The following is a 24,491-nucleotide window of genomic DNA, read 5'->3' as shown; positions in this document are numbered from 1 at the left end:
GGCGCCCGAACGGGCGCCTTTTTTATTTGCGTGCCAGCAATGTGGCGCGGCGTGGCGCCGGCAGGCCTTCGATGGTCTTGCCGTGGTCGTTCGGGTCGAGGAAGTCGCCCAGTGACTGGTAGCGCATCCACTCGGTGCTGCGTTGTTCCTCGACGCTGGTGACGCTGACATCGACACAGCGCACATCGCTGAAACCGGCGCGGCGCAGCCAGCGCTCCAGGGCCGGCACCGACGGCAGGAACCATACGTTGCGCATCTGCGCGTAGCGGTCCTCGGGCACCAGCACCTGGTTTTCGTCGCCCTCGATCACCAGGGTTTCCAGCACCAGCTCGCCACCCTTGACCAGGCAATCCTTGAGCGCCAGCAGGTGCTCGATGGGCGAGCGGCGGTGGTAGAACACGCCCATGGAGAACACGGTGTCGAAACCTTCGAGGTTGGCCGGCAGCTCTTCGAGGGCGAACGGCAGGTGCCACGCCGGCAAGTCAGGCAGGTACTGCTGCACGGCCTGGAACTGGCAGAAGAACAACCAGTTGGGGTCGACGCCGATGACCATGTCGGCGCCGGCGCCGAGCATGCGCCACTGGTAGTAGCCGTTACCGCAGCCTACGTCGAGCACGCGCTTGCCCTTGAGGTCCAGGTGCGGGCCGACCCGCGACCATTTCCAGTCCGAGCGCCATTCGGTATCGACATGCACGCCGAACAGGTCGAACGGGCCCTTGCGCCAGGGCGACAGGCCCATCAGCGCCTGGCGCATCTGCGCCCGGGTGGCGTCGTCGCAGTCGCAGTCCAGGCGCAGGCCGTCGACCAGGTCGACTTCGCTCGGGGTCAGCTGCGGCAGTGCGTCGAGGGCGCCGCGCCAGCGATCGAGGTCGCCGTGGCCCTTTTCCAGCTTGCTCTCGAGTTGCGCCTGCAGGCCTTGGGACCAGGTGGCAAGGGGGGTGCCCGCCAGGCGGCGGACAAGGGGAGACAGATCGATCATGGCAGGGCTATCAGCGAGGCAAAGTTGAGGCATTGGAACCAGGGCACGACCTTGGAGAAGCCGGCGGCGCGCAGGCGCGCTTCATGGGTTTCCAGGGTGTCGGGTTTCATCACGTTCTCGATGGCGCTGCGCTTCTGGGCGATTTCCAGTTCGCTGTAGCCATTGGCACGCTTGAAGTCCAGGTGCAGTTCGTTGAGCAGATCCTGCTCCTGGGCGTCGGTGAAGCGCAGTTTCTCCGAGAGAATCAACGCGCCGCCCGGTAAAAGTGCCTGGCGGATGCGCGCAAGCAGGTCCAGGCGCTGTTCGGGAGCGACGAACTGCAGGGTGAAGTTCATCGCCACCACCGAGGCCGGCTCGAAGGGCAGGGCGAGAATATCGGCCTCCAGCACCTGCACCGGCAGCAACTCCTGGAACATCGAGTCCTGGGCGGTGAGGTACTGGCGGCAGCGCTCGACCATGGCCGCGGAGTTGTCCACCGCGATCACCCGGCAGCCGTCCGTGCGCACATGGCGGCGCAGCGCCTGGGTCACCGCGCCCAGAGAGGCGCCGAGGTCGTACAGTGCGGAGCCCGGCTGGGCGAAGCGCGCGGCCAGCACGCCGAGGTTCTCGACGATGGTCGGGTAACCGGGCACCGAGCGCTTGATCATGTCCGGGAACACCTGCACCACGTCTTCGTTGAAGACGAAGTCGGGCACCTGCTCCAGGGGTTGGGCGAAAAGGCGGTCGGGTTGTTTGCTCACGGTGGGTCCAGGCGGCTGGCAATCTACAGGGGCGGCATTCTAGCCAAACCACGGCAAGCTTGCATGACTGGCTGACCGGCGCCGTTCGCTCAGTTGACCCGAATGGCGCAATCGAAGGTCTGTACCGGACGTACTTCCGGGGCCCAGGGCTGCTGGTAGACCAGGATCAGGTGGCCCTCGCCGGCGGCCTTGGCCTGGAAGCGCCAGCTGGACAGGCCGCCGCTGCCGACGATGCCGGCTTGCTCCGGAGAGCTGTATACCTCGGGGCCGAGGCTGCGCAGGATCTCCGAAGCCGGGTTCTGCACCAGCCAGCGGTAGCCGGTGGTGGGGTTGCTGGGCAGGGTGAGGGTCAGGGTCTGGCCAACCTGCAGGCGCTTGGGACATTCGCTTTCGCCGTCCAGTTCGACGGTGCGTTGCGGTTGCTGGGCGCAGGCGGTGAGCAGGGCCAGGGCGGCGGGAACGAGCAGGCGAGGGAGGGACATGTTGGCTCCTGAAGCTGGAATGGCCTGAGGATAACCGAAGCTGTCGCAGTTTTGTGTGGTCTGCGCGGGCCCTATCGCCGGCAAACCGGCCCCACAAGTAGGATACATGCTGCACTTTGTGGGAGCCGGCTTGCCGGCGATAGGGCCGCAACGCGGCCCCGTCCTCTTTAGAACAATACTTTCGCCACGTCGGCAAAGCGCTTGGCGAAGTGCACGCTCAGCCCTTCCTTCAGGTAGTCAGGCAGCTCTTCGAAATCGCCACGGTTGGCCTCCGGCAGGATCAGCTCGAAGATCTTCTGGCGCCGCGCGGCGATCACTTTCTCGCGCACCCCGCCGATCGGCAGCACCTGGCCGGTCAGGGTCAGCTCGCCGGTCATGGCCACGCCTTTCTTCGGCGCCTGGTCGCGGGCCAGCGACAGCAGGGCGCTGGCCATGGTCACGCCGGCGCTGGGGCCGTCCTTGGGCGTGGCGCCCTCGGGCACGTGCAGGTGGATGAACGCCTCGTTGAAGTAGCCGGGCGTGCCACCGAACTGCTTGAGATTCGAGCTGATGTAGCTGTAGGCGATCTCTGCCGACTCCTTCATCACGTCACCCAACTGCCCGGTGAGCTTGAGGCCGCGGTTGAGGCTGTGGATATGCGTGGCCTCGATCGGCAGGGTGGCACCGCCCATGCTGGTCCAGGCAAGACCGGTGATAACACCCTTGCCGGCCAGCACCTGCTCGCTGCGGAACACCGGCATGCCCAGGGCGGGCTCGAGGTCCTTGGCGGCGATCTTGAGCTTGGCGTCCGGGTCTTCCAGCAGTTTGACCACCGACTTGCGCACCAGCTTGCCCAGCTGTTTTTCCAGCTGACGCACACCGGCTTCGCGGGCATAGCCCTCGATCACCGCACGCAGCGCGGCGTCGTTGATGCTCAGGCTGGTCTTGGCCACGCCGGCCTTGTCCAGCTGCTTGGGCCACAAGTGACGCTTGGCGATGGCCAGCTTTTCTTCGGTGATATAGCCGGACAGGCGGATCACTTCCATGCGGTCGAGCAAGGGGCCGGGGATCGAGTCCAGGGTGTTGGCGGTGCAGACGAACAGCACCTTGGACAGGTCCAGGCGCAGGTCCAGGTAGTGATCAAGGAAGTCGACGTTCTGTTCCGGGTCGAGGGTTTCCAGCAGCGCCGAGGCCGGGTCGCCCTGGTAGCTCTGGCCCATCTTGTCGATCTCGTCGAGCATGATCACCGGGTTCATCACCTCGACCTCCTTCAGCGCCTGCACCAGCTTGCCCGGCTGGGCGCCGATGTAGGTGCGGCGGTGGCCCTTGATCTCGGCCTCGTCACGCATGCCGCCGACGCTGAAGCGGTAGAACGGCCGGCCCAAGGATTCGGCGATGGACTTGCCGATGCTGGTCTTGCCCACTCCGGGCGGGCCCACCAGCAGCACGATGGAGCCGCTGATCTCACCCTTCCAGGCGCCCACGGCAAGGAACTCGAGGATGCGCTCCTTGATGTCGTCGAGCCCGGCGTGGTGGCGGTCGAGTACCTTGCGCGCGTGCTTGAGGTCGAGCTTGTCCTTGCCGTACACACCCCAGGGCAGCGCGGTGGCCCACTCCAGGTAGTTGCGGGTGACGGCATACTCCGGCGAGCCGGTCTCGAGGATCGCCAGCTTGCCCATCTCTTCGTCGATACGTTTTTTCGCCTGGTCGGGCAGGGTCTTGCCCGCCAGGCGCTGTTGGAACTGCTCCACGTCGGCGCTGCGGTCGTCCTTGGTCAGGCCCAGCTCCTGCTGGATGACCTTGAGCTGTTCCTTGAGGAAGAATTCGCGTTGGTGCTCGCCGATCTGGCGGTTCACCTCGGCGGAGATCTCGTTCTGCAGGCGGGCGACCTCGACCTCCTTGCGCAGCATCGGCAGGACCTTTTCCATGCGCTTGAGCATGGGCACGCAGTCGAGCACTTCCTGCAACTGGTTGCCGGTGGCCGAGGTGAGGGCGGCGGCGAAGTCGGTCAGTGGTGACGGATCGTTGGGGCTGAAGCGGTTGAGGTAGTTCTTCAGCTCTTCGCTGTACAGCGGGTTGAGCGGCAGCAGCTCCTTGATCGCGTTGATCAGGGCCATGCCGTAGGCTTTCACCTCGTCGGTGGGCTCCGCTGGCTGGCGTGGGTATTCGACCTCCACCAGGTAGGGCGGGCGGTGGTGCTTGAGCCAGGTGCGGATGCGCACGCGGGTCAGGCCCTGGGCGACGAACTGCAGCTTGCCGCCTTCGCGGCTGGCGTGGTGCACCTTCACCAGGGTGCCGTATTCGGGCAGGGCCTTGGTGTCGAAGTGGCGGTGGTCTTCCGGCGGGGTGTCCATGAAGAACAGCGCCAGGGAGTGGTGCGGGGTCTTGGCGACCAGGTCGAGGGTTTCAGCCCAAGGTTCTTCATTGACGATCACCGGCAGCACTTGCGCGGGGAAGAACGGGCGGTTGTGGATCGGAATCACGTAGACCTTGTCCGGCAACTGCTGGCCGGGCAGGGCGAGATGGTGACCGGGTGCGGTCGCGGGATCGAGATGTTCGACTTCGCTGTGTTCGTCGGGATGTTCCGGGAAATCCTGCTGGTCGCTCATGGGGCACCTGCGTGAATGGCTATGGTGCTTAGATGGGGCGGTGGTTGGCAGGTTTCAATGGTAGACGAAGGGGGGAGAACTGCGGGGGGAAACAATAGCGGGGCAAGCCCGCTCCCTCGATGGGAGCGGGCGTGCCCCGCGACGGGCGTGACGCTTACTCAGCCAATTTGTAAGCGATGATGTAGTCGCCCATTTTCGTGCCGAGCGAGCCATGGCCGCCGGCGGTCACCAGCACGTACTGCTTGCCATCCTTGCCGGTGTAGCTCATCGGCGTGGCCTGGCCGCCTGCCGGCAGGCGAGCCTTCCATAGCTCCTGGCCGTTCTTCACGTCGTAGGCGCGCAGGTACTGGTCCAGGGTGCCGCTGAGGAAGCCGACGCCGCCGGCAGTGACGATCGAGCCACCCATGCTTGGCACGCCCACCGGCATGCCGATCGGCACCGGGGTGCTGTCACGGGTGGTGCCGTTCTTGTGCTTCCACACCACTTTGTTGGTGAACAGGTCGATGGCCGCTACGTAGCCCCAGGCCGGCGCCTGGCACGGAATGCCCAGTGGCGACATGAACGGGTGCATGGTCACGGCGTACGGCGCACCGGTGTTCGGCTGCACGCCGCTGGTCTCGCTTTCGCGCTTGCTGCCTTCGGCGACCTGCTCGCGTGGGACCATCTTCGACACGAAAGCCATGTAGTTCGGCGAGGTGAAGAGGATCTGGCGCACCGGGTCGACCGAGACGCTGCCCCAGTTGAACACGCCGACGTTGCCCGGGTAGACCAGGCTACCCTGCTCGGACGGCGGGGTGTACTGGCCTTCGTAGCGCAGGCTGCGGAACTGGATGCGGCAGAGCATCTGGTCGAACGGCGTGGCGCCCCACATGGCCTGTTCGGTCAGGTCAGGGCCGAGCAGGTTGAGGTCGGAACGGGCCTGGGTCGGCGCGGTGTGGTCGCCCTTGACCGCGCCTTGGGGTACCGGGATCTCGCGGATCGGCACGATCGGCGTGCCGTCGCGGCGGTCGAGCACGTACAGGCTGCCTTGCTTGGTCGGCACGATGACCGCCGGCTTGACGCCGTCGTCGGTCTTCAGGTGCACCAGGGTGGGCTGGCTGCCGACGTCCATGTCCCACAGGTCGTGATGGGTGAACTGGTAGTTCCAGCGCGCCTTGCCGGTGGCCAGGTCCAGGGCGACGATGCCGGCGCTGTACTTCTCGGCGCCCGGGGTGCGGTCGGCGCCCCACTGGTCAGGGGTCTGGTTGCCCAGCGGCAGGTAGATCATGCCGAGGTCTTCGTCGACACTGGCGATCGACCACATGTTGGCCGAGTTGCGGCTGTAGAACTTGCCGTCGGCCAGGGGCTTGGTGTCGTCCGGGTTGTTGCTGTCCCAGTTCCACACCAGGTGGCCGTCGTGCACGTCGTAGGCGCGGATCACGCCGGACGGCTCGTTGGTCGACTCGTTGTCGGTGACGTGGCCACCGATGATCACCAGGCTGCGGGTGATCGCGGCCGGGGAGGTGGAGTAGTAGCCACCGGCGGTGAACGGGCCGATGCCACGGGTCAGATCGATCACGCCCTGGTTGGCAAAACCTTCGCAGACCTTGCCGGTGTCGGCGTTGATGGCGATCAGGCGGGCGTCGGCGGTGGGCAGGTAGAGGCGGCGCGGGCAGGCTTGGGCCACGGCCTGGCCTGCGTCGGTGATCTTCGGCGCGGGGCTGCCATCGCGGCTGACGTAGCTGTTCTCGTCATAGTACGAGACGCCGCGGCAGGTCATGTGGGCGAAGCCCTTGAAAGTGCCGGTGGGGCTCTTGACCTGCGGATCAAAGCGCCAGATCTCGGCGCCGGTGTCCGGGTCCAGCGCCAGCAGGCGGCTGTGGGCGGTGCAGGCGTAGAGCATGCCGTTGACCTTCAGCGGCGTGTTCTGGTTGGTCAGCTCCACCGGGTCGTTCTCGGTCGGCAGGTCGCCGGTGCGGATACGCCAGGCCTCTTCCAGGCGGTAGGCGTTCTGCGGGGTGATCTGGCGCAGCGGCGAATAGCGGTCGCCGTGCTCGGTGCGGCCATAGGCCTGCCATTCACCGTCGGGCATGGCCGGGGCGGCGCTGCCCATCTCGCTGTTGTCGCGGGTGAACTCGCCACGGATTTCGCCCGGGTGAGTGAACTGGCTGGCCACGGCAGTGGCGCCGGAGGCGACCACGGCGACGCTGAGCAGGGCGGTGTTGACCTTGGACGCAGGGCCGACCAGCGGGCGGCGCGCCCACGGCAGCAGCAGGACCACGCCGATGGCGAACCAGATGGCCAGGCGTGGCACCAGCTGCCACCAGTCCAGGCCCACTTCCAGCAGCGCCCACGCGGTGCTGCCCAGCAGTACCAGGCCATACAGGCCCAGGGCGATGCGACGCTTGGCCAGCAGCAGGATGCCGGACAGGGCGAAGCCGATACCGGCAATCAGATAGTAAAGCGAGCCGCCCAGCTGGCTCAGCTTGATGCCGCCGGCCAGCAGGGCCAGGCCCATCAGCAGCAGCAGCACGCCCATCAGGCGCGGTAGCCAGCGGGTTCCATTCTTGGCACCGTCAGTGCTCATCGTCTGTTCTCCGTAGTGTGAAAGGGTCGGGTTAGAAACTGCTCTGGATCTTCAGGCCGCCGATCAACGCATCGTCGACCCGCGACACCCCGCCCGGATGGCGGATGTACTGCAGGTTCGGGCGTACGGTGAGCCAGTCGGCCAGGTGGATGCCGTAATAGAGTTCGGCGCTGTACTCGGTGTCCTGCACGGGCAGGAAGCCGGGGTTGTCGTAGTCGTCCAGGCCGTTGGCCTGGTTGATGAGGCGGGCGTTCTTGCGATAGCCGGGGTTGACGTGCACGCGGGCCAGGGCGAAACCGATGTCGTCCTTGGCGCGGGCATCGAACGGCCCTTTGTAAACCACACCTGCCTGCACATAGTTGTCGATGGCATTGGTCTTCTTGTCGTGCACCGTGGCGTTGGCGAACAGGCTCAGGCCGCGCGACTGGTCGGAGGCCAGCGCGGTCACCTGCTGCTGGGCGCCGAGCCACAGGCCGTGCTTGCTCGAGCTGCTGCGATAGGCGGCGCCGCTGATGGCGGCGGGCGTACCGTTGCTGTCCTTGAGTACATCCTGTGCCTTGGCATTACTGTAGTAGTAGCCGGCGCGATATTCCCCTTTCAGGCCATTGACCCGCGGGCTCCAGACCAGTTCGATCGGCATCACCGCGCCCTGGGTGCCGCTGCCGCTGAGCTTGAAGCCGTTGCCGCTCTCGAGGTTCGAGGGGTTCTGCTCGAACACCCCGACCTGGGCGTAGAGCGCGTCATTGAGGTTGTAGCGCACGCGCAGGGCCCACTGGCTGACCGGCCAGTTGTACCAGATGCCGCCCACCCAGTTGCCCACCTGCGAGCCGCAGAACGCCAGGTTCTGGAAGTCGCAGGGGAAGCTGTTGAAGTCCTCGCCCTCGCCGAAGCGGCCGAATTTCACGTCCAGCGCGCCATCGAAGTACTTCTGCTTGATCCACATCTGGGTCAGGCGCCAGGTCTGGCCACGGCCCCAGACTTCCTGGGCCGAGGTAAAGCCGCCGACGCGCGGGTCGTTGATGCGATCGTTGCTTATGTTGTTGCCGTGGCGTTCGGTGACGGTCAGCTGCACCTCGGTGTCGTGCCAGCCGAGGATCTTCTGCAGGTCCATGTTCACGCCGAAGGTGAACTGGTCGCTGTAGCGTGCGGCGCGGTCGTGGCTGTAGCCGCCGTGCAGGTTGCTGCCCATCTCGCCGGTGTAGCCAAGGGTGAAGTCGTAGCCCTTTTCCAGCAGTTCACTGCGGGTACCACCCCAGTCGCCGAGCATCCACTTCGAGTCCTTGGCGAACATTTCGCCAGCACTGGTGGTAGGGGACAGGGCACCGAGCAGGGTGGCGAGGGCGAGGCCGGAGTAGCGGGTATTGGGCAGCTGGAGCATGAGATAGCGCTATCTTTTGATTGTTGAGGAAACGGCAAGCGCAACGAAGTGCGAGGTCTTCGAAGGGAAATGGCTGCGATGGGTATCGAGTGAAGCGATTCAGCTTGCGGCAGGGAGGATATAGGGGAAGTTGTAAGAAAAAAAGACAAAATGTCGCAGGGGATTGTTGCTGATGGGGTAACAGTCCATCGGCCCTCGCCGGGTAGCCCACCCCACAGTGGGAGAGGGCTTACCCTGCGATAAGGTCAGAACGAGGTGCGCAAGCCAACCTGCACACTACGCCCCGGCGCCGGCGCGATATCGCGCAGGATCGAGCTGGCATAGCGCACGGTCTGGTCGGTGAGGTTCTCGCCGCGCACGAACGCCAGCCATTCACTCTGGCCGATGTCGAAGCGATACCCCACGCTTGCGCCGAGGGTGGTGTAGCCGTCGGTGCCGGTTTCGTTGGCCGGTTTGCGCCGTTGCGACGCGGCATGCTGCACATCGACCCGGGCCTGCCAGCGATCCAGTTCCCAGACCAGTCCGCTGTTCAGGCGCAGCGGTGCGATACGCGGTAGCGGCTCGCCGCTGTCGAGGTTCTTGGCCCGGGTGTAGTCGCCGGACAGTTCCAGGGCGAAGCTGCCGTAGCGATTTTCCAGCAACTTCCAGCGGTCCTGGGCCTCGATACCGTAGAAGCGTGCGCGCACACCCTGGTAGGCATACTCGGGGATATCACCGTGATCGTGATCATGGTCGTGGTCATGATCGTCGCCATGGTCGTGATCATGCCCTTCACGCAGGTTGCCGGTGCCGATCAGGCCGATGTAGTTGCGAAAATGGCTGTAGAACACACCGACGCTGCCCTTGTGGGTGCCGTTGTCGAAGCGCAGGGCCAGGTCACCGGAGATGGCCTTTTCCTTGTTCAGGTTAGGGTCACCGATCTCGTAGGCGCCGGTCGCCACGTGGGCGCCGTTGGCATACAGCTCGTAGAAAGTTGGCGCGCGCTCGGTGTAGCCGAGGTTGGCGGCCAGCGACCAGATCGGGTCGAGCTGGTACACCGCGCCCGATGACAGGCTGAAGGCATTAAAGCTACTGGCGCTGTCGGCTCCGGCAAAGGTTTCGTTGCCCTTGGCATCCGGATCAACCCGGGTGTGTTCCATGCGCGCGCCCAGGCTCAGGTTCAGGCGCTCGGTGGCCTGCCATTGCTCGAGCAGGAACAGCGCCAGGCTGTCGGTATCGGTGTGCGGGACAAAGGCTTCCTCGCCCAGTGCGGAGAACTCGTTGCGGCTGACCTGGGCACCGATCACGCCCTCGACCGGCCCCAGCGGCTGGTGGCGGGCCTCGATGCGTGCCTCGTAGCCCTTGTTCTTGAAGGTGGTGTGCACTTCACCGCTTTCGATTTCACGGTGCTGGTAGTCGGTATAGCCGGCATCGACCTTCACCGAGCTGAATGGTCCGTCGAGATCGCGTAGCTCCGAGGCGAAGCCGTAGTGGTCCTGCTGCATGTCCAGGCGCACGCCGGGCTCGGCTACCGAGCCGTAGTTGCTGTCATAGCGGCTGTAGGACAGGCCGGTATAGCCGTGATCCCAATGATAGGAACCGCCGATTGCACCGCCGTCCTGGCGTCCGTCGCTGTTCTTCAGGCGGCGCTTGCTGCCGGGCTCGTCGGCGTCGCGCACCTTCGAACTGCGGGCATAGCCGGGGATGCGCAGGTCGTTGAACTGGCGGCTGTTGGCATCCAGGTGCAGGGCGAAGGCGCCGTTGCCGGCCTCCAGTTTGCCCGCACTGCTGCGCGTGGTGTCGGCACCGCCGTAGCGCAGCTCGCCGGCGCCATGGATGCCGTCGATGGGCGTGTCGGGGATGCGGTTGTCGAAGGTGTTGACCACCCCACCGATGGCGTTGCCGCCGTAGAGCAGGGCGGCCGGGCCGCGGACGATCTCGACCCGTTCGACGGTCACCGGGTCCAGCGGCACGGCGTGGTCGTAGGACAGCGACGAGGCATCCAGGGCGCCGACGCCGTTGCGCAGGATGCGAATGCGGTCACCGTCCAGGCCGCGGATCACCGGGCGGCTGGCGCCGGGGCCGAACCAGGTGGAGGCAACACCAGGCTGTTTGTTGAGGGTCTCGCCGAGGCTGCCCTGTTGCTGTTGCAGCAGGTTATCGCCTTCAAGGACGGTGCTGGGGGCGGCCAGTTGGGCGTTGCCCAATGGGTTGGCGGTAATCACCTGGGGTTGCAGTTCCACGGCCTGGCTGGAAGTCGAGGCCAGCCAGAGCGCGACGGCTAGGGGGGAGAGGTGCAGCGGCATGTGACGCATGGGGATGTGGCGTTCCTTGGCAGATTCTTTGTGTTGTTACAATATAACATCGCTATTTCAGCACAAGGCTTCCCGTGCTTGCCAGTGGTTTTTGCATCGTCTTCAGCCGGCCTGTGGCGGGGCAAGCAACCTCGATCCCACCCGCTCGCTACACTCGTGTAAGGTGCGCACCTTCCCGAACCTGGAGCACTGCATGAGCACGGCCAACCATAACGCGCTGCACGGCAAGACCCTCGAACAGATCCTCACCGAGCTGGTAGCGCACTATCAGTGGCAGGGCCTGGCCGAACGCATCGATATCCGCTGCTTCAAAAGCGACCCGACGATCAAGTCGAGCCTGACCTTCCTGCGCAAGACCCCCTGGGCCCGGGAGAAGGTCGAGCAGCTGTATGTGAAGCTGCAGCGCAAAGGCTGATGCCGCGCCGGCCTTGGTTTGCCCTGGCGGCCGTTCTTGGCTGGGCGGGATTGGCGATCCAGCTGTACCTGGTACTGCTGGCGCGTTGGCAGGAACAGGCCAGCCTGATCGGCGGGCTGGTCAACCTGTTCTGCTATTTCACCGTGCTCAGCAACACGCTGGTGGCCACGGTGTTCAGCCATGCCGCATTCGGTCGCGACTCGGCGGCCCGGCGCTGGTTTCTTTCCCCGGCGGTCAGTTCGTGCATTGCAGCAAGCATCGTGCTGGTGGCGCTGGCCTACAGCCTGCTGCTGCGACACCTATGGCAACCCCAGGGCTGGCAGTGGCTGGCGGACGAGTTGCTGCACGATGTGATGCCGCTGCTGTTCATCCTGTACTGGTGGTTCGAGGCACCCAAGGGGCAGCTGCGGCTCTGGCATCTGGCAGCCTGGGCGCTGTATCCGATGCTGTATTTTGCCTTCGTGCTGCTGCGTGGGCATGAGATCGGCGTCTATCCCTATCCGTTCGTTGACGTCGCGCGGCTTGGCCATGGGCAGGTGCTGATGAATGCAGTGGGAGTGCTGGCAGGGTTCTGGGCCATCGGGCTAGTACTGCTGGGGCTTGACCGTTGGCGAGGGCGGCATTGAGGCGGGAGGAGTCCATGGCACCCTCAGCAAAGTGTTTATTTCGCCACCCTCGTAGTATCGCGTGTAAGCATTCGCTTACTCATCATGTAAGTGATCGCTGTAGGGATCAGTAAATCAATGTCGTTTCCAGTGGCGTATTTTTTCTAAGTGCATGAAATATATTATTTTTATAAATATCAGAAGATATTTCGCCTGAATCATCCTGAGATATTCGCCGCTTGTACCAAGGCGGGGAATCGCTAGTATTCGAACTGTGTCTACGGACTGACACAGGCTCTCAAGGATGATGGCCAAGGACATCGCGGGACGCGATTCATCAGGACGATGATTGGGACATACAGGGACTACGGAAAAAATGTGGGCGGGTCAAACCGCCCCTTTTTTTTGCCTGCTGAAAATGAAAAAAGGCCCTCGCGGGCCTTTTTCGTACCTGGGCGCTGTCAGCGCTCCAGATCGGCGATCTTGCCAGGCTTGCCATCCCACTCTTCGGCGTCCGCCAGGGCGTCTTTCTTCTCGGTGATGTTCGGCCAGATCTCGGCCAGCTCGGCGTTCAGCTCGATGAAGTTCTCCATGCCGGACGGCACTTCGTCTTCCGAGAAAATCGCCTGGGCCGGGCACTCAGGCTCGCACAGCGCACAGTCGATGCATTCGTCCGGGTGAATCACCAGGAAGTTCGGGCCTTCGTAGAAGCAGTCCACCGGACAGACTTCCACGCAGTCGGTGTACTTGCATTTGATGCAGTTGTCGGTGACGACGAAGGTCATTTCTAATTCTCTCCTCAGGCGACGGCAGCTTGCCCTTCCTTCCAGGGCAGCGCGGTTCACGGTGCTGGCTGCAGACCAGGCTAATAACCTGCAGCCCTCGCAAACCGCGCCGGATTCTACCAGCTTGCGCGGTGGGCCGTTATAACAGGTTTTTCAGTTGATATAGCATTTCGATAGCTTGGCGCGGCGTCATGTCATCCAGGTCCAGCTTGCCCAGCTTCTCGATGGCCGGGTGTGGCAGGCTGGCGAACAGGTCGCTCTGGTGCGGCACGTGAGGCGTATTGTCGCGCGGCGTTGCAAGCGGCGCTTCGTGGGGCAGGCTGGTGGTCTCCAGCCGACCCAGATGCTCGCGGGCACGCTGGATCACCGCCGCCGGCACACCCGCCAGTTGCGCCACGGCCAGGCCGTAGCTTTGGCTCGCGGGGCCCGGCAGCACATGGTGCAGGAACACGATGCGTTCATTGTGCTCGGTGGCGTTCAGGTGCACGTTGGCCACCAGCGGCTCGCTGTCCGGCAGCACGGTCAGTTCGAAGTAGTGGGTGGCGAACAACGTGTAGGCGCGCAGCTGGGCCAGGCGCTCGGCGGCGGCCCAGGCCAGCGACAGCCCGTCGAAGGTGCTGGTGCCGCGGCCAACTTCGTCCATCAGCACCAGGCTGCGGTCGGTGGCGTTGTGCAGGATGTTCGCTGTTTCGCTCATCTCGACCATGAAGGTCGAGCGCCCGCCGGCCAGGTCGTCGCTGGAGCCGATACGGGTGAAGATACGGTCCACCGGCGACAGCTCGCAGGCGGCTGCCGGGACGAAGCTGCCGATATGCGCCAGCAGCACGATCAGCGCGGTCTGGCGCATGTAGGTGGACTTACCGCCCATGTTCGGGCCGGTGATGATCAGCATGCGCGTGCTGTCGTCCAGGCCCAGGTCGTTGGCCACGAACGGCGTGGTCAATACTTGCTCGACCACCGGGTGGCGGCCCTGCTCGATGCGCAGGCACGGCTCGTCGACGAAGCTTGGGCAGTTCAGGTCCAGGTTCAGGGCGCGTTCGCCCAGGTTGCTCAGCACATCCAGCTCGGCCAACGCCGCGGCGCTGTCCTGCAGTGGCGCCAGGTGCCCGATCAACGTTTCGAGCAAGGCATCGTAGAGCATCTTCTCGCGGGCCAGGGCACGGCTCTTGGCCGACAGCGCCTTGTCCTCGAACGTCTTCAGTTCGGGGGTGATGAAACGTTCGGCGCCCTTGAGCGTCTGCCGGCGGATGTAGTCGGCGGGTGCCTGCTCGGCCTGCTTGGTCGGCAGCTCGATGAAATAGCCATGCACGCGGTTGTAGCCGACCTTGAGGTTGGCAAGGCCCGTGCGGGCCTTCTCGCGGACTTCCAGGTCGATGAGGAACTGGCCGGCGTTCTCGCTGATCGACAGCAGTTCGTCGAGTTCGCTGTCATAGCCGGTCTTGAGCACGCCACCGTCGCGGATCACCGCCGGCGGATTGTCGATGATCGCCCGCTCCAGCAGGCCAGCCAGCTCTGGGTAGGTGCCGGTGATCGCGGCCAGGCGCGCCAGGTGCGGTGCCTCCAGCTCGGCCATGGCGTTCTGCAGCTCGGGCAGGGCGCCGAGGGCGTCGCGCAGGCGTGCCAGGTCACGCGGGCGGGCGTTGCGCAGGCCAATACGCGCGAGGATCCGCTCGATGTCGCCGATTTCCTTGAGCTGTGGCTGCAGCTTTTCGAAGCGGTAGCCGTCGAGCAGGCAGCGGATCGAGTCCTGGCGTGCCTTGAGCACCTTCAGGTCGCGCAGCGGACGGTTCAGCCAGCGGGTCAGCAGGCGGCTGGCCATGGCGGTCTGGCAACGGTCGATGACCGATTGCAGGGTGTTGTCGCGGCCACCGGCCAGGTTGATGTCCAGCTCCAGGTTGCGGCGGCTGGCGGCATCGAGGATGACGGTGTCGTCCAGGCGCTCGTGGCGCAGGCTGCGCAGGTGAGGCAGGGCGGTGCGCTGGGTTTCCTTGGCATAGCTCAGCAGGCAGCCGGCGGCGCCGATGGCCAGGGTCAGCTTGTCGCAGCCGAAGCCCTTGAGGTCCTGAGTGGCGAACTGCTGGCAAAGGCTCTTGCGTGCCGAATCACGGTCGAAGTCCCAGGGGGCACGGCGCCGGGCGCCACGGCGCTTCTCCGCTGGCAGGCCCTGCGGCCAGTCATCCGGGATCAGCAGCTCCACCGGGTTGATGCGCTCGAGCTCGGCCAGCAGGTTCTCCCAGCCCTTGATCTCCTGCACGGTGAAATTGCCGCTGGTGATGTCCAGCACCGCCAGGCCGAACAGCCGCTCGTCGCCGAGCAAGGCGGCAATCAGGTTGTCGCGACGCTCGTCGAGCAACGCCTCGTCGCTGATCGTGCCCGGGGTGATGATGCGCACCACCTGGCGCTCCACCGGGCCCTTGCTGGTAGCCGGGTCGCCGATCTGCTCGCAGATCACCACCGACTCGCCGAGCTTGACCAGCTTGGCCAGGTAGCCTTCGAGCGAGTGGAACGGAATCCCGCACATGGGAATCGACTGGCCCGCCGACTGCCCGCGGGCGGTCAGGGTGATATCCAGCAGTTTCGCGGCTTTCTTCGCATCTTCGTAGAAGATCTCGTAGAAGTCGCCCATGCGGTAGAACATCAGCTGGTCCGGGTGCTGGTTTTTCAGCTTCCAGTACTGCTGCATCATCGGGGTGTGTGCGGAGAGATCAGACATTCAGGGCCTTACAGCGGGTGGTCTGGTGGCAAATTTCGAAACCGTCAATGGTACAGGCTTTTTTCGGTGGGCGCAGGTTGGATGGGTGGGGCAAATCTGCGCAGCTTGTCAGGCGTTGGCCTCAGCCCGGGTGGCCGAAGAACTGATTGAGGAGGATCAGTTCCATGATCACCACCAGCACGCAGAACATCACGAAGCCTCGGCTAAAGACCCGTCGTGGCCGTTCAAATGACGGCCAGTCCTGGATGTTCAGGCCGCCATAAACGCAATGATCAACCCGACAAGCAGGTAAGTGGGCCAGCGGCGTCGCGGCGAAAGGTCCATGCCGTTTTCCGATCCATGGTGAGAAATCGCGACGATAGCGATGGCCCGGGGGAGGGGGCAACCATTGTTTTCCGCTTGCCAGGCCATTGCATTTGCGCTGTTACGGTTGCATTATGCGCATTATGCAAAAACGCAACGTAGCCTCCGTACTTAGAGAACTGCTCGCCCGCCACGGCCTGTCCCCGACAGAGCTGCATCGGCGCACGGGTGTACCTCAATCCACCCTGTCGCGGATTCTCAGCGAGAAGATCGTCGATCCTTCGGACAAACACGTCTCGAAGATCGCCGAGTACTTCGGCGTGAGCACCGACCAGTTGCGCGGCCGTGTCGAACTGGGCGAGTCCCGTGACGCGGCTCCGCTCGCCCAGGGCCACGCGGCCCTGAGCGATATCAGCCTGTGGGACGATGAAACCCCCGTCGAGGACGACGAGGTATCCGTTCCTTTTCTTCGTGAGGTCGAGTTGGCAGCAGGATCAGGAAGATTCGTCATCGAGGAAAGCGAGAACGCTCGCTTGCGCTTCGGCAAACGCAGCCTGCGTCATAATGGCGTGCAGTTCGACAACGCCAAGTGCGTGACGGTGCGTGGCAACAGCATGTTGCCGGTGCTGCGCGACGGCGCTACTGTCGGGGTCAATACCGGTAAAAGCACCATCGGCGATATCATCGACGGTGACCTTTATGCCATCAACCACAATGGCCAGCTGCGGGTGAAACAGGTGTACCGCCTGCCTACCGGCATTCGCCTGCGCAGCTTCAACCGCGACGAGCACCCCGACGAGGACTACAGCTTCCAGCAGATGCAGGAAGAACAGATCAGCCTCCTCGGTCACGTTTTCTGGTGGGGCATGTACGCCCGTTGATCCCCAGCCCTCGATAAAAACCCGCCTTGGCGGGTTTTTTTTCGCCCTCAGAAAACCCCTACACCCACGTCAGATCAGGCCTCCATGCATAAGAGCAAACCCTGATGCATAAAATTTTGAATTTGTGCATTGACTGCATATGCATGAATGCATAAAATGTATCCCAAGCCGGACGAAACCGGTTGAGATACAGGCAGCGATGAACAGGCCTCGACTGTTCAGAGGGTTGGCAACTGGCCCGGGTGTGCAGCGTAAAGCACCACGATCAGTTATCCGGCGGGCAGGCGGCCGCGGTCGGAGTCACCAATTTGAAGCGCAACCGCACGGCGTCACCAGTCGTGGCCGGCGGTTACACCGCGCATTACTGAAAAGCCTGCAAGGCGGGCTTTTTGGAATGCCGAGTCAAGCCAATCACGATCCGCCGGCCTGTCGCCGGCGGGTAACACACAGGAGACAGGAACGTGACGAACGAGCAACAGACGTTGCTGGAGATGCCGCTCTGGCTGGTGATCCTCCTGGCATTGCTGGGCGGACTTTCCGGCGAGATGTGGCGCGCCGACAAGGCCGGCGCGCGCGGCTGGGGGCTGCTCAGGCGGCTGGCGCTGCGCTCCGGGGCCTGCATGGTCTGCGGGGTGTCGACAGTCATGCTGTTGTACGCCAGCGGCATGTCGATCTGGAGTGCCAGCGCCTTCGGTTGCCTTACCTCTATGGCCGGCGCCGACGTGGCCATCGGCCTTTACGAGCGCTGGGCCGCTCGAAGGCTGGGGTTGGGCGAGCAGCCTGCAGCTGTGCGCCAGGACGAAGAATGAACGCGGTAACAAGGAAGAAAGGCGGATGTTCAACGAGTTTCGCTGCGGTAAATGCAACCGCTTGCTGGCCCGCATCGGCGGGTCGGCGCTGGTCCAGATCAAGTGCTCGCGCTGCGCGACCATCAACCACATGAAGGCCACGGGCCTCGACAACGTGCCGACGAGCGATCAGGGCGGGCCACAGAGCCCGGCTCCCCTTCAATCGATCCAGTAGGAGAAACACCATGGCAGGTCGTACCCGCATTCCTTTCAACGGCGTCGGCACTTCGGTGCTGCCCGCTTACCAGACCCTGTCGGCGGGCCAGTACCTGCTGTCGCCCAACCAGCGCTTCAAGCTGCTGCTGCAGGGCGATGGCAACCTGGTGATCCAGGACAACGGCGCCACCGTCTGGATCGCCAATGAACAGCAACCTTTCAGCTCGACCATCCCCCTGCGCAACAAGAAAGCCCCGCTGGCCTTCTACGTGCAGTACGGCGCATTCCTCGACGACTACTCGCGGCGCCGGGTGTGGCTGACCAATAACAGCACCTTCACCAGCAACGACCAGTGGAACCGCACCCACCTGGTGCTGCAGGACGACGGCAACATCGTGCTGGTCGACTCCCTGGCGCTGTGGAACGGTACATCGGCTATCCCGCTGGTGCCCGGCGCCGTCGATTCGCTGCTGCTGGCGCCTGGCTCCGAGCTGGTTCAGGGCGTGGTATATGGCGCGGGCACCAGCAAGCTGGTGTTCCAGGGCGACGGCAATCTCGTGGCCTATGGCCCGAACGGCGCGGCCACCTGGAACGCCGGCACTCAAGGCAAGGGCGCTGTGCGCGCAGTGTTCCAGGGTGACGGCAACCTGGTGATCTACGGCGCTGGCAACGCGGTGCTGTGGCATTCGCACACCGGCGGACATGCCAGCGCGGTGCTGCGCCTGCAGGCCAACGGCAGCATCGCCATCCTCGACGAGAAACCGGTGTGGGCGCGCTTCGGCTTCCAGCCGACCTATCGCCATATCCGCAAGATCAACCCTGACCAGAAGCCTATCGACATCTGGACCTGGCACTTCTGAGCCGGGCGCCGGGCCTTTGCGGGCCCGGCCTTCGCCGAACCGAGCGTTCAAGGAGCACAAGCATGAGCGAACTGGCCCAGTTGTACGCGGCCGTCACCTCCACCCTGCGGGCGGCGTTGCCGGCCTTCGCCACAGTCGCCACGGAGGGCGACGACATTACCGAGCCGGCCCTGCCGGCCTTGGTGCATGGCGTGTTGCGCATGCGTGGCGACGAGGCGCTGCGTGACGGTCGCTCATTGCTGATGGCGACCTTCGAGGCCCGCGTCACCGCCCAGGGCACCCCCGCGCAGGCACGGATGCAGGCAGGAGTGCTGGCGGCACAGCTGATCGATGTGCTGCGCCAGCAGTTCTGGGGGCTCGATTACGTCGAGGGCGCACGGGACATTCTCGCCGAAGCCGAGGGCACCACCTGGCGGGTGCAATGGGATCAACCCATCCTGTCAGGCACTGTCCAGTGGCCTTGGCCCGACCAACCGGCGGGCAGCCTGATGCTGGGCTTTGCCCCGGACACCGGACCCGGCAACCAGGACAAGTACCTGTCACCGGAGGACCTGGCATGAGCTACGCCAGCGCCATGCACGATCGCATGCTGGCCAGCCTGGTGATCCCCTGTCGGGTGGTCGCGATCGACCTGGCCGCAGCCCGGGTGCGGGTGTCCGACGGCGGCGGCTGGACCAGCGCCTGGGTGCGCTGGCATGCCCAGGCTGCTGGCAAGGCCCGCCACTGGCGGGTACCGAGCCTGGACGAGCAGGGCGTGCTGATCAGCGCCAGCGGCGAACCGGCACTGGGCACCTTCGTCCCGGGGTTATACGGCAATGCCGGCACGGCGCCGGACAACCGCGACCATGTCGAGGTCTGGCGCTTCGATGACGGCGGATCGCTGGCTTACGACTGGCAGGCCAAACGCTATGACATCCAGCTACCCAGCGGCCAGGCCACGGTCAAGGTCGGCGCCAGCACCCTGGTGGTCAGCGACAACGCCATCACCCTCGACGCTGCGTCGATCACCCTGACCGGCGCGGTCGCCATCAATGGCCCGCTGACGGTCAGCGGTGACATCAACGGCGGTGGCCGAATCATCGATACGGCCGGCAACACCGCCAATCACAAGCACTGAACAAGGATCTGATCAGACCATGAAAAAATTCAAAACTACTCTAGTCGTGCTCACCCTGCTGTGTAGCGCCATGGCCCCCAGTGCCTGGGCGGCAACTGCCCAGTCGTGGAACCTGGCCCGGGACATGTATATCGCGACCCAGAGTGCCGCAGCCGACTCCCCTTGGACGTTCATGCAGAACAAGTCTGGGGTCAACGCACCGGCCAACTACACGCTGCTACCGACGTTCGTTGCCGACAACTGCAGTGGCGCCAACGTCACTTGCTGGCGCGATGACGCCAACAACGCGTACGTGAGTGTCATCAAGAAGAGCTTCGTCTTCAGCGGCTCGGGTGGCAGCTTCGTCTTCAAGCAGGGCGAAGTGGCCACCCATCCGGGCGGTGACAGCCAGAGCATCGTGCGTTGGGCGAGCCCGATCAGTGGCCGGGTCAACGTGCTGGGCCGGGTCAACGACCTGCACAGCGCGTGCGGCGACGGTATCGCCTGGTCGCTCAACCTGGGTGACAGCGTGGTGCAGTCGGGCGACCTGGCCAATGGCGGCAGTGCGGTCATCAAGGCCAACGATATCGAAGTGAGCACCACGTCGATGCTCTATCTGGTCATCGACAAGAAGGCCAGCAACGCCTGTGACGCGACCAGTCTGGATCTGCTGATCACCAACTGATTTTTGCCACCGAGCAGTGCCTGGACGTGCGCTTGCGTCATTGCGCAAGGCGCCTCCAGCGAACGCGATCGCCTGTGAGCGACATGTCTTGCGCAATGGTGCGCATCTGATCATTCGACTCAAAAGGTAAAGCAACATGGAAGCAGTAAAAGTCGGCAAGCATTTCTTCAACGCCCACCCAACCGCCGTCAGCCAGGTCTTCAGCGCGGCGGACAACAAGGATGGCGTGTACCTGCGCACCGCTACCCTGTGCACCGGTGGCGGCATCCTCAACCTGTACACCGGTCCGAAGGCGCCGGCCTACATCGGCGACATGAGCGTCCACGCCATCATGGGCGGGATCAATGGCGGCATCGATTCGCAGTACACCCTGCCTTATCCGCTGTTCATCCCGGCGGGGTACGGCCTGTGGACCGTTGCCAACAACGCCACGGCGGCCATCGCCCTGACCTACGACTTCGTCTCCTGAAACGGCTGCCCGGCTTGTCCGGGCAACCCATTCCTCTCTGCCAGGTGATAACCATGCGCTATCCGAACAGGCTACCTGGAGCCTCAATTCCAGGAGGTGCCCCATGATCGGCATGGACCGCCGCACCGGCCAACCCCTGTCGGGCGTGGCCCACCTGCGTCAATCCATCGAAGACATCCTCACCACGCCGCTGGGCAGCCGGCGCATGCGCCCGGAGTACGGCAGCCAGCTGCGCCGCTACGTCGACCTGCCGGTCAACGAAGGCTGGAAGAGCGCGGTGCAGGCCGAGGTGGCCCGCGCCCTGGGGCGCTGGGAACCGCGCCTGAAGCTGGAGCGGGTCAAGGTTGTCGCCGTGCTCGATGGCCAGGTCTGCCTGGCCCTGAGCGGCCGTTATCTGGGCGATGACGCCCTGGTGGAGGTGACTGTATGAGCCAGGTCGATCTGTCCAAACTGCCCGCGCCGCAACTGCTCGAGGACCTCGATTTCGAGGTGCTCTACCAGGAAGACCTGACCAGCTTCCGCACCCAGATGGGTGAAGGCTGGACCGCCAACCTGGAAAGCGACCCGGTGACCAAGCTGCTCGAAGTGGGCGCCTACCGCAAGCTGCTCAACCGAGCGCGCATCAACGACGCGGCCAAGGCGCTGCTGCTGGCCTACGCCCAAGGCAGCGACCTCGACCAACTGGCGGCCAACGTCAGCCTGCAGCGCCTGGTGATCCAGGCCGCGGCCCCGGGCACGATTCCACCGACCGAGGCGGTGCTCGAATCCGACGACGCCCTGCGCGAACGGGTGCAGCTGGTCTACGAAGGCCTGACCACCGCCGGCCCGCGCAACAGCTACATCCTCCATGCCCGCAACGCTTCGGGGCGGGTCGCCGACGCGACCGCCGAAAGCCCGTCGCCGGCCGTTGTGGACGTCACCGTGCTGAGCCTGGACAACGATGGCGTGGCCAGCCCCGAGCTGCTGGCCCAGGTCAACGCCTACCTCAACGACGACGACATCCGCCCGGTCGCCGACCGGGTCAATGTGCGCAGCGCCGAGGTGTTGCCGTACCGCGTCGAGGCGGTGCTGCATATGGCCGACAACGGCCCGGAGTTCGAGGCGATCCTCACCGAGTGTCGACGCCGTCTCCAGGCGTGGGTCAACCCGCGCCGACGCCTGGGCGTCGAGGTCGCCCGTTCGGGGATCGACGCGCAACTGCATATCGACGGCGTGAGCCGCGTCGAGCTGGTCGGTTGGAGCGATATCCGCCCGAGCAAGGCCCAGGCCGCCTGGTGCACGGACATCGAACTGCGGCGGGGTGGCTGACATGCAGAGTCTTCTGCCGCTCAACCGCACGCCACTGGAGCGGGCCATCGAGGTGGCCACCGATGAAGACCTCAAGGCCGCCTTGCGCACACTCTACAACCCCGACACCTGCCCGGCGCACCTGCTCTACCAACTGGCCTGGGCCTGGTCGGTGGACCGCTGGGACGACAGCTGGAGCGAGGCGATCAAGCGCTCGGTGATCCGCTCGGCGTTCTTCGTCCACGCCCACAAGGGCACCCTCGGCGCCCTGCGGCGGGTGGTCGAGCCGTTCGGCTACCTGATCGAGGTGCAGGAATGGTGGCAGACCCAGCCGGCTGGGGTGCCGGGGACCTTTGCGCTGAAGGTCGGGGTGACCGACACCGGCATCAGCGAGGAAACCTACAACGAACTGTCGTCGCTGATCGACGACGCCCGGCCGGTCAGTCGCCACATGACGGGGCTGGCGATCAGCCTCGAAAGCCGTGGCGCCCTCTACTTCGGCTGCACGCTGCAGGACGGCGATGAGCTCGACGTCTACCCGCCGGCATCGCCTGACCTGATCGTCAGTGGCGCCATCGGCCGCGGCGGCCGGGAACACACAATCGATACCTTGGACATTGCACATGGTTGACCAGAATTCCCAGTTCTACGCCATCCTCACCAACGTGGGCGCGGCGAAACAGGCCAACGCGGATGCCTTGGGCATCCCGTGGAAAATCACCCAGATGGGCGTGGGCGACGCCAACGGCGCCGACCCCACCCCCAACGCCACCCAGACCAGCCTGATCAATGAATGGCGCCGCGCGCCGCTGAACCAGCTGAAGGTGGACGACAAGAACAGCGCGATCATCGTCGCCGAGCAGGTCATCCCGGCGGATGTCGGCGGTAAGTGGATCCGCGAGATCGCGTTGTACGACGCCGATGGCGACATGGTCGCCGTGGCCAACTGCGCGCCGACTTACAAACCGTTGCTCAGCCAGGGCTCGGGGCGTACCCAGGTGGTGCGCATGAACCTGATCGTCAGCAGTGCCAGCAATGTGCAGTTGAAAATCGATCCGGCGGTGGTGCTGGCGACTCGCGAGTGGGTCACCGAGGAACTGGCGCGGCAGGATTTCAAGCATTCGGTGCAGGTCGCGACCACTGCCGCCATTACCTTGAGTGGGCTGCAAACCATCGATGGGGTTGTATTGCAGGCGGGCACCCGGGTGTTGGTCAAGGATCAGGCGGCGGCCAAGGACAATGGTCTCTACCTGGCGGCCGCAGGCGCATGGACACGCAGTAGCGATGCCGACAGCAATGCCAAGGTTACGCCCGGTCTGTTGGTACTGGTCGAGAAGGGCACGCTTAATGGCGATAGCGCTTGGCAGTTGGTCAGCGATGGCGCGACGACCTTGGGTGTCAGTGCCCAGAACTATGAGATGGCCTTCGGTCGTAGCGGTGTGCCGGTAGGGACTTATCGCAGTGTCACGGTAGACAAGTACGGGCGAGTGGTTGCCGCGACCAATCCAACTACGGTAGCCGGATACGGACTGACTGATGTCTACACAAGGAGCCAGGTAGATGCTGCGCTGGCACTTAAGGCTCCGCTTGCCAGTCCTGTATTTACCGGTGCCCCTGCCGCCATGACACCTGAAAGGGGAGACATTTCGACTCGTTTGGCTACCACCCAGTTTGTCAAGGAAATGGGATTATCATTTCCCTCATACGTGACAGGGTTTCCATCAGGTTCAACCTTGACCCTGTCTGAAGTAGGGCGAATGGTTTATATGAACGGTGGTGGTGCTCCGATATGGAGTAGTACTGTGGTACTACCTTCCTCGGGTATTCCGATTGGTTCAGTATTTTGTCTTTCCGTTGGGTCCGGGGATGGCACAATTACAGTTCATAAACCTGCCGTGGCAGGGGGATACATCGCAATTGGGTCTCGTGCATACGACACCATTACGATCCGTTCTAATGAACCACCTTTGATGTTGGTATGTAATGCTGATCACACGTATGCAGTGATTGCCGGTGGTCTTTCAAATACTGCCGATTACGCCTCGAAAATTGCCGCGAACGGATGGGCTAAGAGTCCTAATGGTTTAATCGAGCAGTGGGGTAGTATTTATCTGCCGGCGAATGTTTCTTCGGCAAATATTGATACGGTATTCCCGCTTAGATTTCCCAATGGTTGTTTGTCTGTGGTTGCCAGTATTGGTGTGACGATCGATGATTATGATCGAGTTTCATATTATCGTCAGGATAGGCAGTCCGTAAGCATCGGGAAACCAAGTGTCACAGGGTTTGATGGGCAAGCATTCTGTGATACCAATGTTTATGATGGTCGCACTGTGCAGTGGCGTGCAATCGGTTACTGAG

The 24,491-nt window shown here is 63.9% G+C and carries 24 protein-coding genes; 15 read left to right on the top strand and 9 right to left on the bottom strand.

The features are described from left to right. Positions 1-22 precede the first annotated feature (22 nt). From cmoB to AAHK21_RS07665, 7 genes are all read right to left on the bottom strand, one after another. Entirely contained in the window at positions 23-979 is a 957-nt protein-coding gene (gene cmoB, locus AAHK21_RS07695) for a tRNA 5-methoxyuridine(34)/uridine 5-oxyacetic acid(34) synthase CmoB (RefSeq protein WP_046856833.1), read from the bottom strand. Further along, on the bottom strand, positions 976-1,719 hold the full coding sequence (cmoA, locus tag AAHK21_RS07690) for a carboxy-S-adenosyl-L-methionine synthase CmoA (protein ID WP_367856903.1): 744 nt from the start codon (positions 1,717-1,719) through the stop codon (positions 976-978). Before cmoA ends, cmoB begins: the two co-directional genes overlap by 4 nt. Before the next feature lie 89 nt (positions 1,720-1,808). Further along, positions 1,809-2,201, bottom strand: coding sequence for a protease inhibitor I42 family protein (locus AAHK21_RS07685; protein WP_046856831.1), 393 nt, complete (start codon positions 2,199-2,201; stop codon positions 1,809-1,811). Between the two features lie 167 nt (positions 2,202-2,368). Continuing rightward, positions 2,369-4,789, bottom strand: coding sequence for an endopeptidase La (gene lon / locus AAHK21_RS07680; protein WP_367856902.1), 2,421 nt, complete (start codon positions 4,787-4,789; stop codon positions 2,369-2,371). Positions 4,790-4,943: 154 nt separating this feature from the next. Next, positions 4,944-7,355 carry a glucose/quinate/shikimate family membrane-bound PQQ-dependent dehydrogenase gene (locus AAHK21_RS07675; protein WP_046856829.1) on the bottom strand — a complete coding sequence of 804 codons (2,412 nt, stop codon included), beginning with the start codon at positions 7,353-7,355 and terminating at the stop codon, positions 4,944-4,946. Positions 7,356-7,386: 31 nt separating this feature from the next. Then, complete coding sequence (locus AAHK21_RS07670; protein ID WP_367856901.1) at positions 7,387-8,733, bottom strand: carbohydrate porin; 1,347 nt, start codon at positions 8,731-8,733, stop codon at positions 7,387-7,389. 245 nt (positions 8,734-8,978) lie between these two features. Beyond that, positions 8,979-11,027: a TonB-dependent receptor gene (locus AAHK21_RS07665; protein ID WP_367856900.1), complete on the bottom strand. Its 2,049-nt coding sequence runs from the start codon at positions 11,025-11,027 to the stop codon at positions 8,979-8,981. Positions 11,028-11,220: 193 nt separating this feature from the next. Between AAHK21_RS07665 and AAHK21_RS07660 the strand changes: the two genes are divergently transcribed. After that, the gene (locus AAHK21_RS07660; protein WP_046856826.1) at positions 11,221-11,442 is read left to right on the top strand and encodes a VF530 family DNA-binding protein; all 222 of its coding nucleotides are present in this window, start codon (positions 11,221-11,223) and stop codon (positions 11,440-11,442) included. After that, the gene (locus AAHK21_RS07655) at positions 11,442-12,068 is read left to right on the top strand and encodes a Pr6Pr family membrane protein (protein ID WP_367856899.1); all 627 of its coding nucleotides are present in this window, start codon (positions 11,442-11,444) and stop codon (positions 12,066-12,068) included. Before AAHK21_RS07660 ends, AAHK21_RS07655 begins: the two co-directional genes overlap by 1 nt. 440 nt (positions 12,069-12,508) lie before the next feature. Here AAHK21_RS07655 and fdxA read toward each other — a convergent pair whose 3' ends face one another. Both fdxA and mutS read right to left on the bottom strand, forming a co-directional pair. Continuing rightward, on the bottom strand, positions 12,509-12,832 hold the full coding sequence (fdxA, locus tag AAHK21_RS07650; RefSeq protein ID WP_023629582.1) for a ferredoxin FdxA: 324 nt from the start codon (positions 12,830-12,832) through the stop codon (positions 12,509-12,511). A 139-nt stretch (positions 12,833-12,971) separates the two neighbouring features. Beyond that, complete coding sequence (mutS, locus tag AAHK21_RS07645; protein ID WP_367856898.1) at positions 12,972-15,545, bottom strand: DNA mismatch repair protein MutS; 2,574 nt, start codon at positions 15,543-15,545, stop codon at positions 12,972-12,974. A gap of 25 nt (positions 15,546-15,570) precedes the next feature. Between mutS and AAHK21_RS07640 the strand changes: the two genes are divergently transcribed. The 13 genes from AAHK21_RS07640 (at position 15,571) to AAHK21_RS07580 (ending at position 24,490) form a co-directional block, all read left to right on the top strand. Continuing rightward, a complete protein-coding gene (locus tag AAHK21_RS07640; RefSeq protein ID WP_367856897.1) occupies positions 15,571-15,777 on the top strand; it encodes a hypothetical protein in 207 nt (68 codons plus the stop codon). A gap of 205 nt (positions 15,778-15,982) precedes the next feature. After that, a complete protein-coding gene (locus AAHK21_RS07635) occupies positions 15,983-16,729 on the top strand; it encodes an XRE family transcriptional regulator (RefSeq protein WP_082337656.1) in 747 nt (248 codons plus the stop codon). A gap of 461 nt (positions 16,730-17,190) precedes the next feature. Continuing rightward, on the top strand, positions 17,191-17,538 hold the full coding sequence (locus AAHK21_RS07630; protein ID WP_367856896.1) for a phage holin family protein: 348 nt from the start codon (positions 17,191-17,193) through the stop codon (positions 17,536-17,538). A 25-nt stretch (positions 17,539-17,563) separates the two neighbouring features. Then, a complete protein-coding gene (locus AAHK21_RS07625) occupies positions 17,564-17,752 on the top strand; it encodes a Com family DNA-binding transcriptional regulator (protein ID WP_367856895.1) in 189 nt (62 codons plus the stop codon). Between the two features lie 10 nt (positions 17,753-17,762). After that, on the top strand, positions 17,763-18,593 hold the full coding sequence (locus AAHK21_RS07620) for a putidacin L1 family lectin-like bacteriocin (RefSeq protein WP_367856894.1): 831 nt from the start codon (positions 17,763-17,765) through the stop codon (positions 18,591-18,593). A gap of 62 nt (positions 18,594-18,655) precedes the next feature. Then, positions 18,656-19,153, top strand: a complete 498-nt coding sequence (locus tag AAHK21_RS07615; protein ID WP_367856893.1) for a hypothetical protein — start codon at positions 18,656-18,658, stop codon at positions 19,151-19,153. Next, positions 19,150-19,710, top strand: a complete 561-nt coding sequence (locus AAHK21_RS07610; RefSeq protein WP_367856892.1) for a phage baseplate assembly protein V — start codon at positions 19,150-19,152, stop codon at positions 19,708-19,710. The genes AAHK21_RS07615 and AAHK21_RS07610 overlap by 4 nt, the downstream gene beginning before the upstream one ends. 19 nt (positions 19,711-19,729) lie before the next feature. Further along, a complete protein-coding gene (locus AAHK21_RS07605; RefSeq protein ID WP_367856891.1) occupies positions 19,730-20,374 on the top strand; it encodes a hypothetical protein in 645 nt (214 codons plus the stop codon). 136 nt (positions 20,375-20,510) lie between these two features. Next, positions 20,511-20,843 carry a hypothetical protein gene (locus AAHK21_RS07600; protein WP_110738424.1) on the top strand — a complete coding sequence of 111 codons (333 nt, stop codon included), beginning with the start codon at positions 20,511-20,513 and terminating at the stop codon, positions 20,841-20,843. A 103-nt stretch (positions 20,844-20,946) separates the two neighbouring features. Further along, complete coding sequence (locus AAHK21_RS07595; protein WP_367856890.1) at positions 20,947-21,273, top strand: GPW/gp25 family protein; 327 nt, start codon at positions 20,947-20,949, stop codon at positions 21,271-21,273. Beyond that, positions 21,270-22,151, top strand: coding sequence for a baseplate J/gp47 family protein (locus AAHK21_RS07590; protein WP_367856889.1), 882 nt, complete (start codon positions 21,270-21,272; stop codon positions 22,149-22,151). Before AAHK21_RS07595 ends, AAHK21_RS07590 begins: the two co-directional genes overlap by 4 nt. A 1-nt stretch (position 22,152) precedes the next feature. Beyond that, positions 22,153-22,761 carry a phage tail protein I gene (locus tag AAHK21_RS07585; protein WP_367856888.1) on the top strand — a complete coding sequence of 203 codons (609 nt, stop codon included), beginning with the start codon at positions 22,153-22,155 and terminating at the stop codon, positions 22,759-22,761. Next, entirely contained in the window at positions 22,754-24,490 is a 1,737-nt protein-coding gene (locus AAHK21_RS07580; RefSeq protein ID WP_367856887.1) for a phage tail protein, read from the top strand. The genes AAHK21_RS07585 and AAHK21_RS07580 overlap by 8 nt, the downstream gene beginning before the upstream one ends. Position 24,491: the final 1 nt, after the last annotated feature.

This window comes from Pseudomonas sp. TE50-2, assembly GCF_040813665.1.
Taxonomy (GTDB): Bacteria; Pseudomonadota; Gammaproteobacteria; order Pseudomonadales; family Pseudomonadaceae; genus Aquipseudomonas; species Aquipseudomonas soli.
Note: the sequence above shows the minus strand (reverse complement) of the source record. Positions and strands in the feature narration are given on the sequence as shown.

What these genes read in the sequence shown, in the direction of transcription:
- AAHK21_RS07635 (WP_082337656.1), top strand. Translation starts at nt 15,983, where the DNA reads ATGCGCATTATGCAAAAACGCAACGTAGCCTCCGTACTTAGAGAACTG.
- AAHK21_RS07685 (WP_046856831.1), bottom strand. Translation starts at nt 2,201, where the DNA reads ATGTCCCTCCCTCGCCTGCTCGTTCCCGCCGCCCTGGCCCTGCTCACC.
- fdxA (WP_023629582.1), bottom strand. Translation starts at nt 12,832, where the DNA reads ATGACCTTCGTCGTCACCGACAACTGCATCAAATGCAAGTACACCGAC.
- AAHK21_RS07585 (WP_367856888.1), top strand. Translation starts at nt 22,153, where the DNA reads ATGCAGAGTCTTCTGCCGCTCAACCGCACGCCACTGGAGCGGGCCATC.
- mutS (WP_367856898.1), bottom strand. Translation starts at nt 15,545, where the DNA reads ATGTCTGATCTCTCCGCACACACCCCGATGATGCAGCAGTACTGGAAG.
- AAHK21_RS07675 (WP_046856829.1), bottom strand. Translation starts at nt 7,355, where the DNA reads ATGAGCACTGACGGTGCCAAGAATGGAACCCGCTGGCTACCGCGCCTG.
- AAHK21_RS07665 (WP_367856900.1), bottom strand. Translation starts at nt 11,027, where the DNA reads ATGCGTCACATGCCGCTGCACCTCTCCCCCCTAGCCGTCGCGCTCTGG.
- AAHK21_RS07655 (WP_367856899.1), top strand. Translation starts at nt 11,442, where the DNA reads ATGCCGCGCCGGCCTTGGTTTGCCCTGGCGGCCGTTCTTGGCTGGGCG.
- AAHK21_RS07610 (WP_367856892.1), top strand. Translation starts at nt 19,150, where the DNA reads ATGAGCTACGCCAGCGCCATGCACGATCGCATGCTGGCCAGCCTGGTG.
- AAHK21_RS07590 (WP_367856889.1), top strand. Translation starts at nt 21,270, where the DNA reads ATGAGCCAGGTCGATCTGTCCAAACTGCCCGCGCCGCAACTGCTCGAG.
- AAHK21_RS07595 (WP_367856890.1), top strand. Translation starts at nt 20,947, where the DNA reads ATGATCGGCATGGACCGCCGCACCGGCCAACCCCTGTCGGGCGTGGCC.
- AAHK21_RS07600 (WP_110738424.1), top strand. Translation starts at nt 20,511, where the DNA reads ATGGAAGCAGTAAAAGTCGGCAAGCATTTCTTCAACGCCCACCCAACC.
- AAHK21_RS07620 (WP_367856894.1), top strand. Translation starts at nt 17,763, where the DNA reads ATGGCAGGTCGTACCCGCATTCCTTTCAACGGCGTCGGCACTTCGGTG.
- lon (WP_367856902.1), bottom strand. Translation starts at nt 4,789, where the DNA reads ATGAGCGACCAGCAGGATTTCCCGGAACATCCCGACGAACACAGCGAA.
- AAHK21_RS07615 (WP_367856893.1), top strand. Translation starts at nt 18,656, where the DNA reads ATGAGCGAACTGGCCCAGTTGTACGCGGCCGTCACCTCCACCCTGCGG.
- AAHK21_RS07625 (WP_367856895.1), top strand. Translation starts at nt 17,564, where the DNA reads ATGTTCAACGAGTTTCGCTGCGGTAAATGCAACCGCTTGCTGGCCCGC.
- cmoB (WP_046856833.1), bottom strand. Translation starts at nt 979, where the DNA reads ATGATCGATCTGTCTCCCCTTGTCCGCCGCCTGGCGGGCACCCCCCTT.
- AAHK21_RS07670 (WP_367856901.1), bottom strand. Translation starts at nt 8,733, where the DNA reads ATGCTCCAGCTGCCCAATACCCGCTACTCCGGCCTCGCCCTCGCCACC.
- AAHK21_RS07580 (WP_367856887.1), top strand. Translation starts at nt 22,754, where the DNA reads ATGGTTGACCAGAATTCCCAGTTCTACGCCATCCTCACCAACGTGGGC.
- AAHK21_RS07605 (WP_367856891.1), top strand. Translation starts at nt 19,730, where the DNA reads ATGAAAAAATTCAAAACTACTCTAGTCGTGCTCACCCTGCTGTGTAGC.
- AAHK21_RS07660 (WP_046856826.1), top strand. Translation starts at nt 11,221, where the DNA reads ATGAGCACGGCCAACCATAACGCGCTGCACGGCAAGACCCTCGAACAG.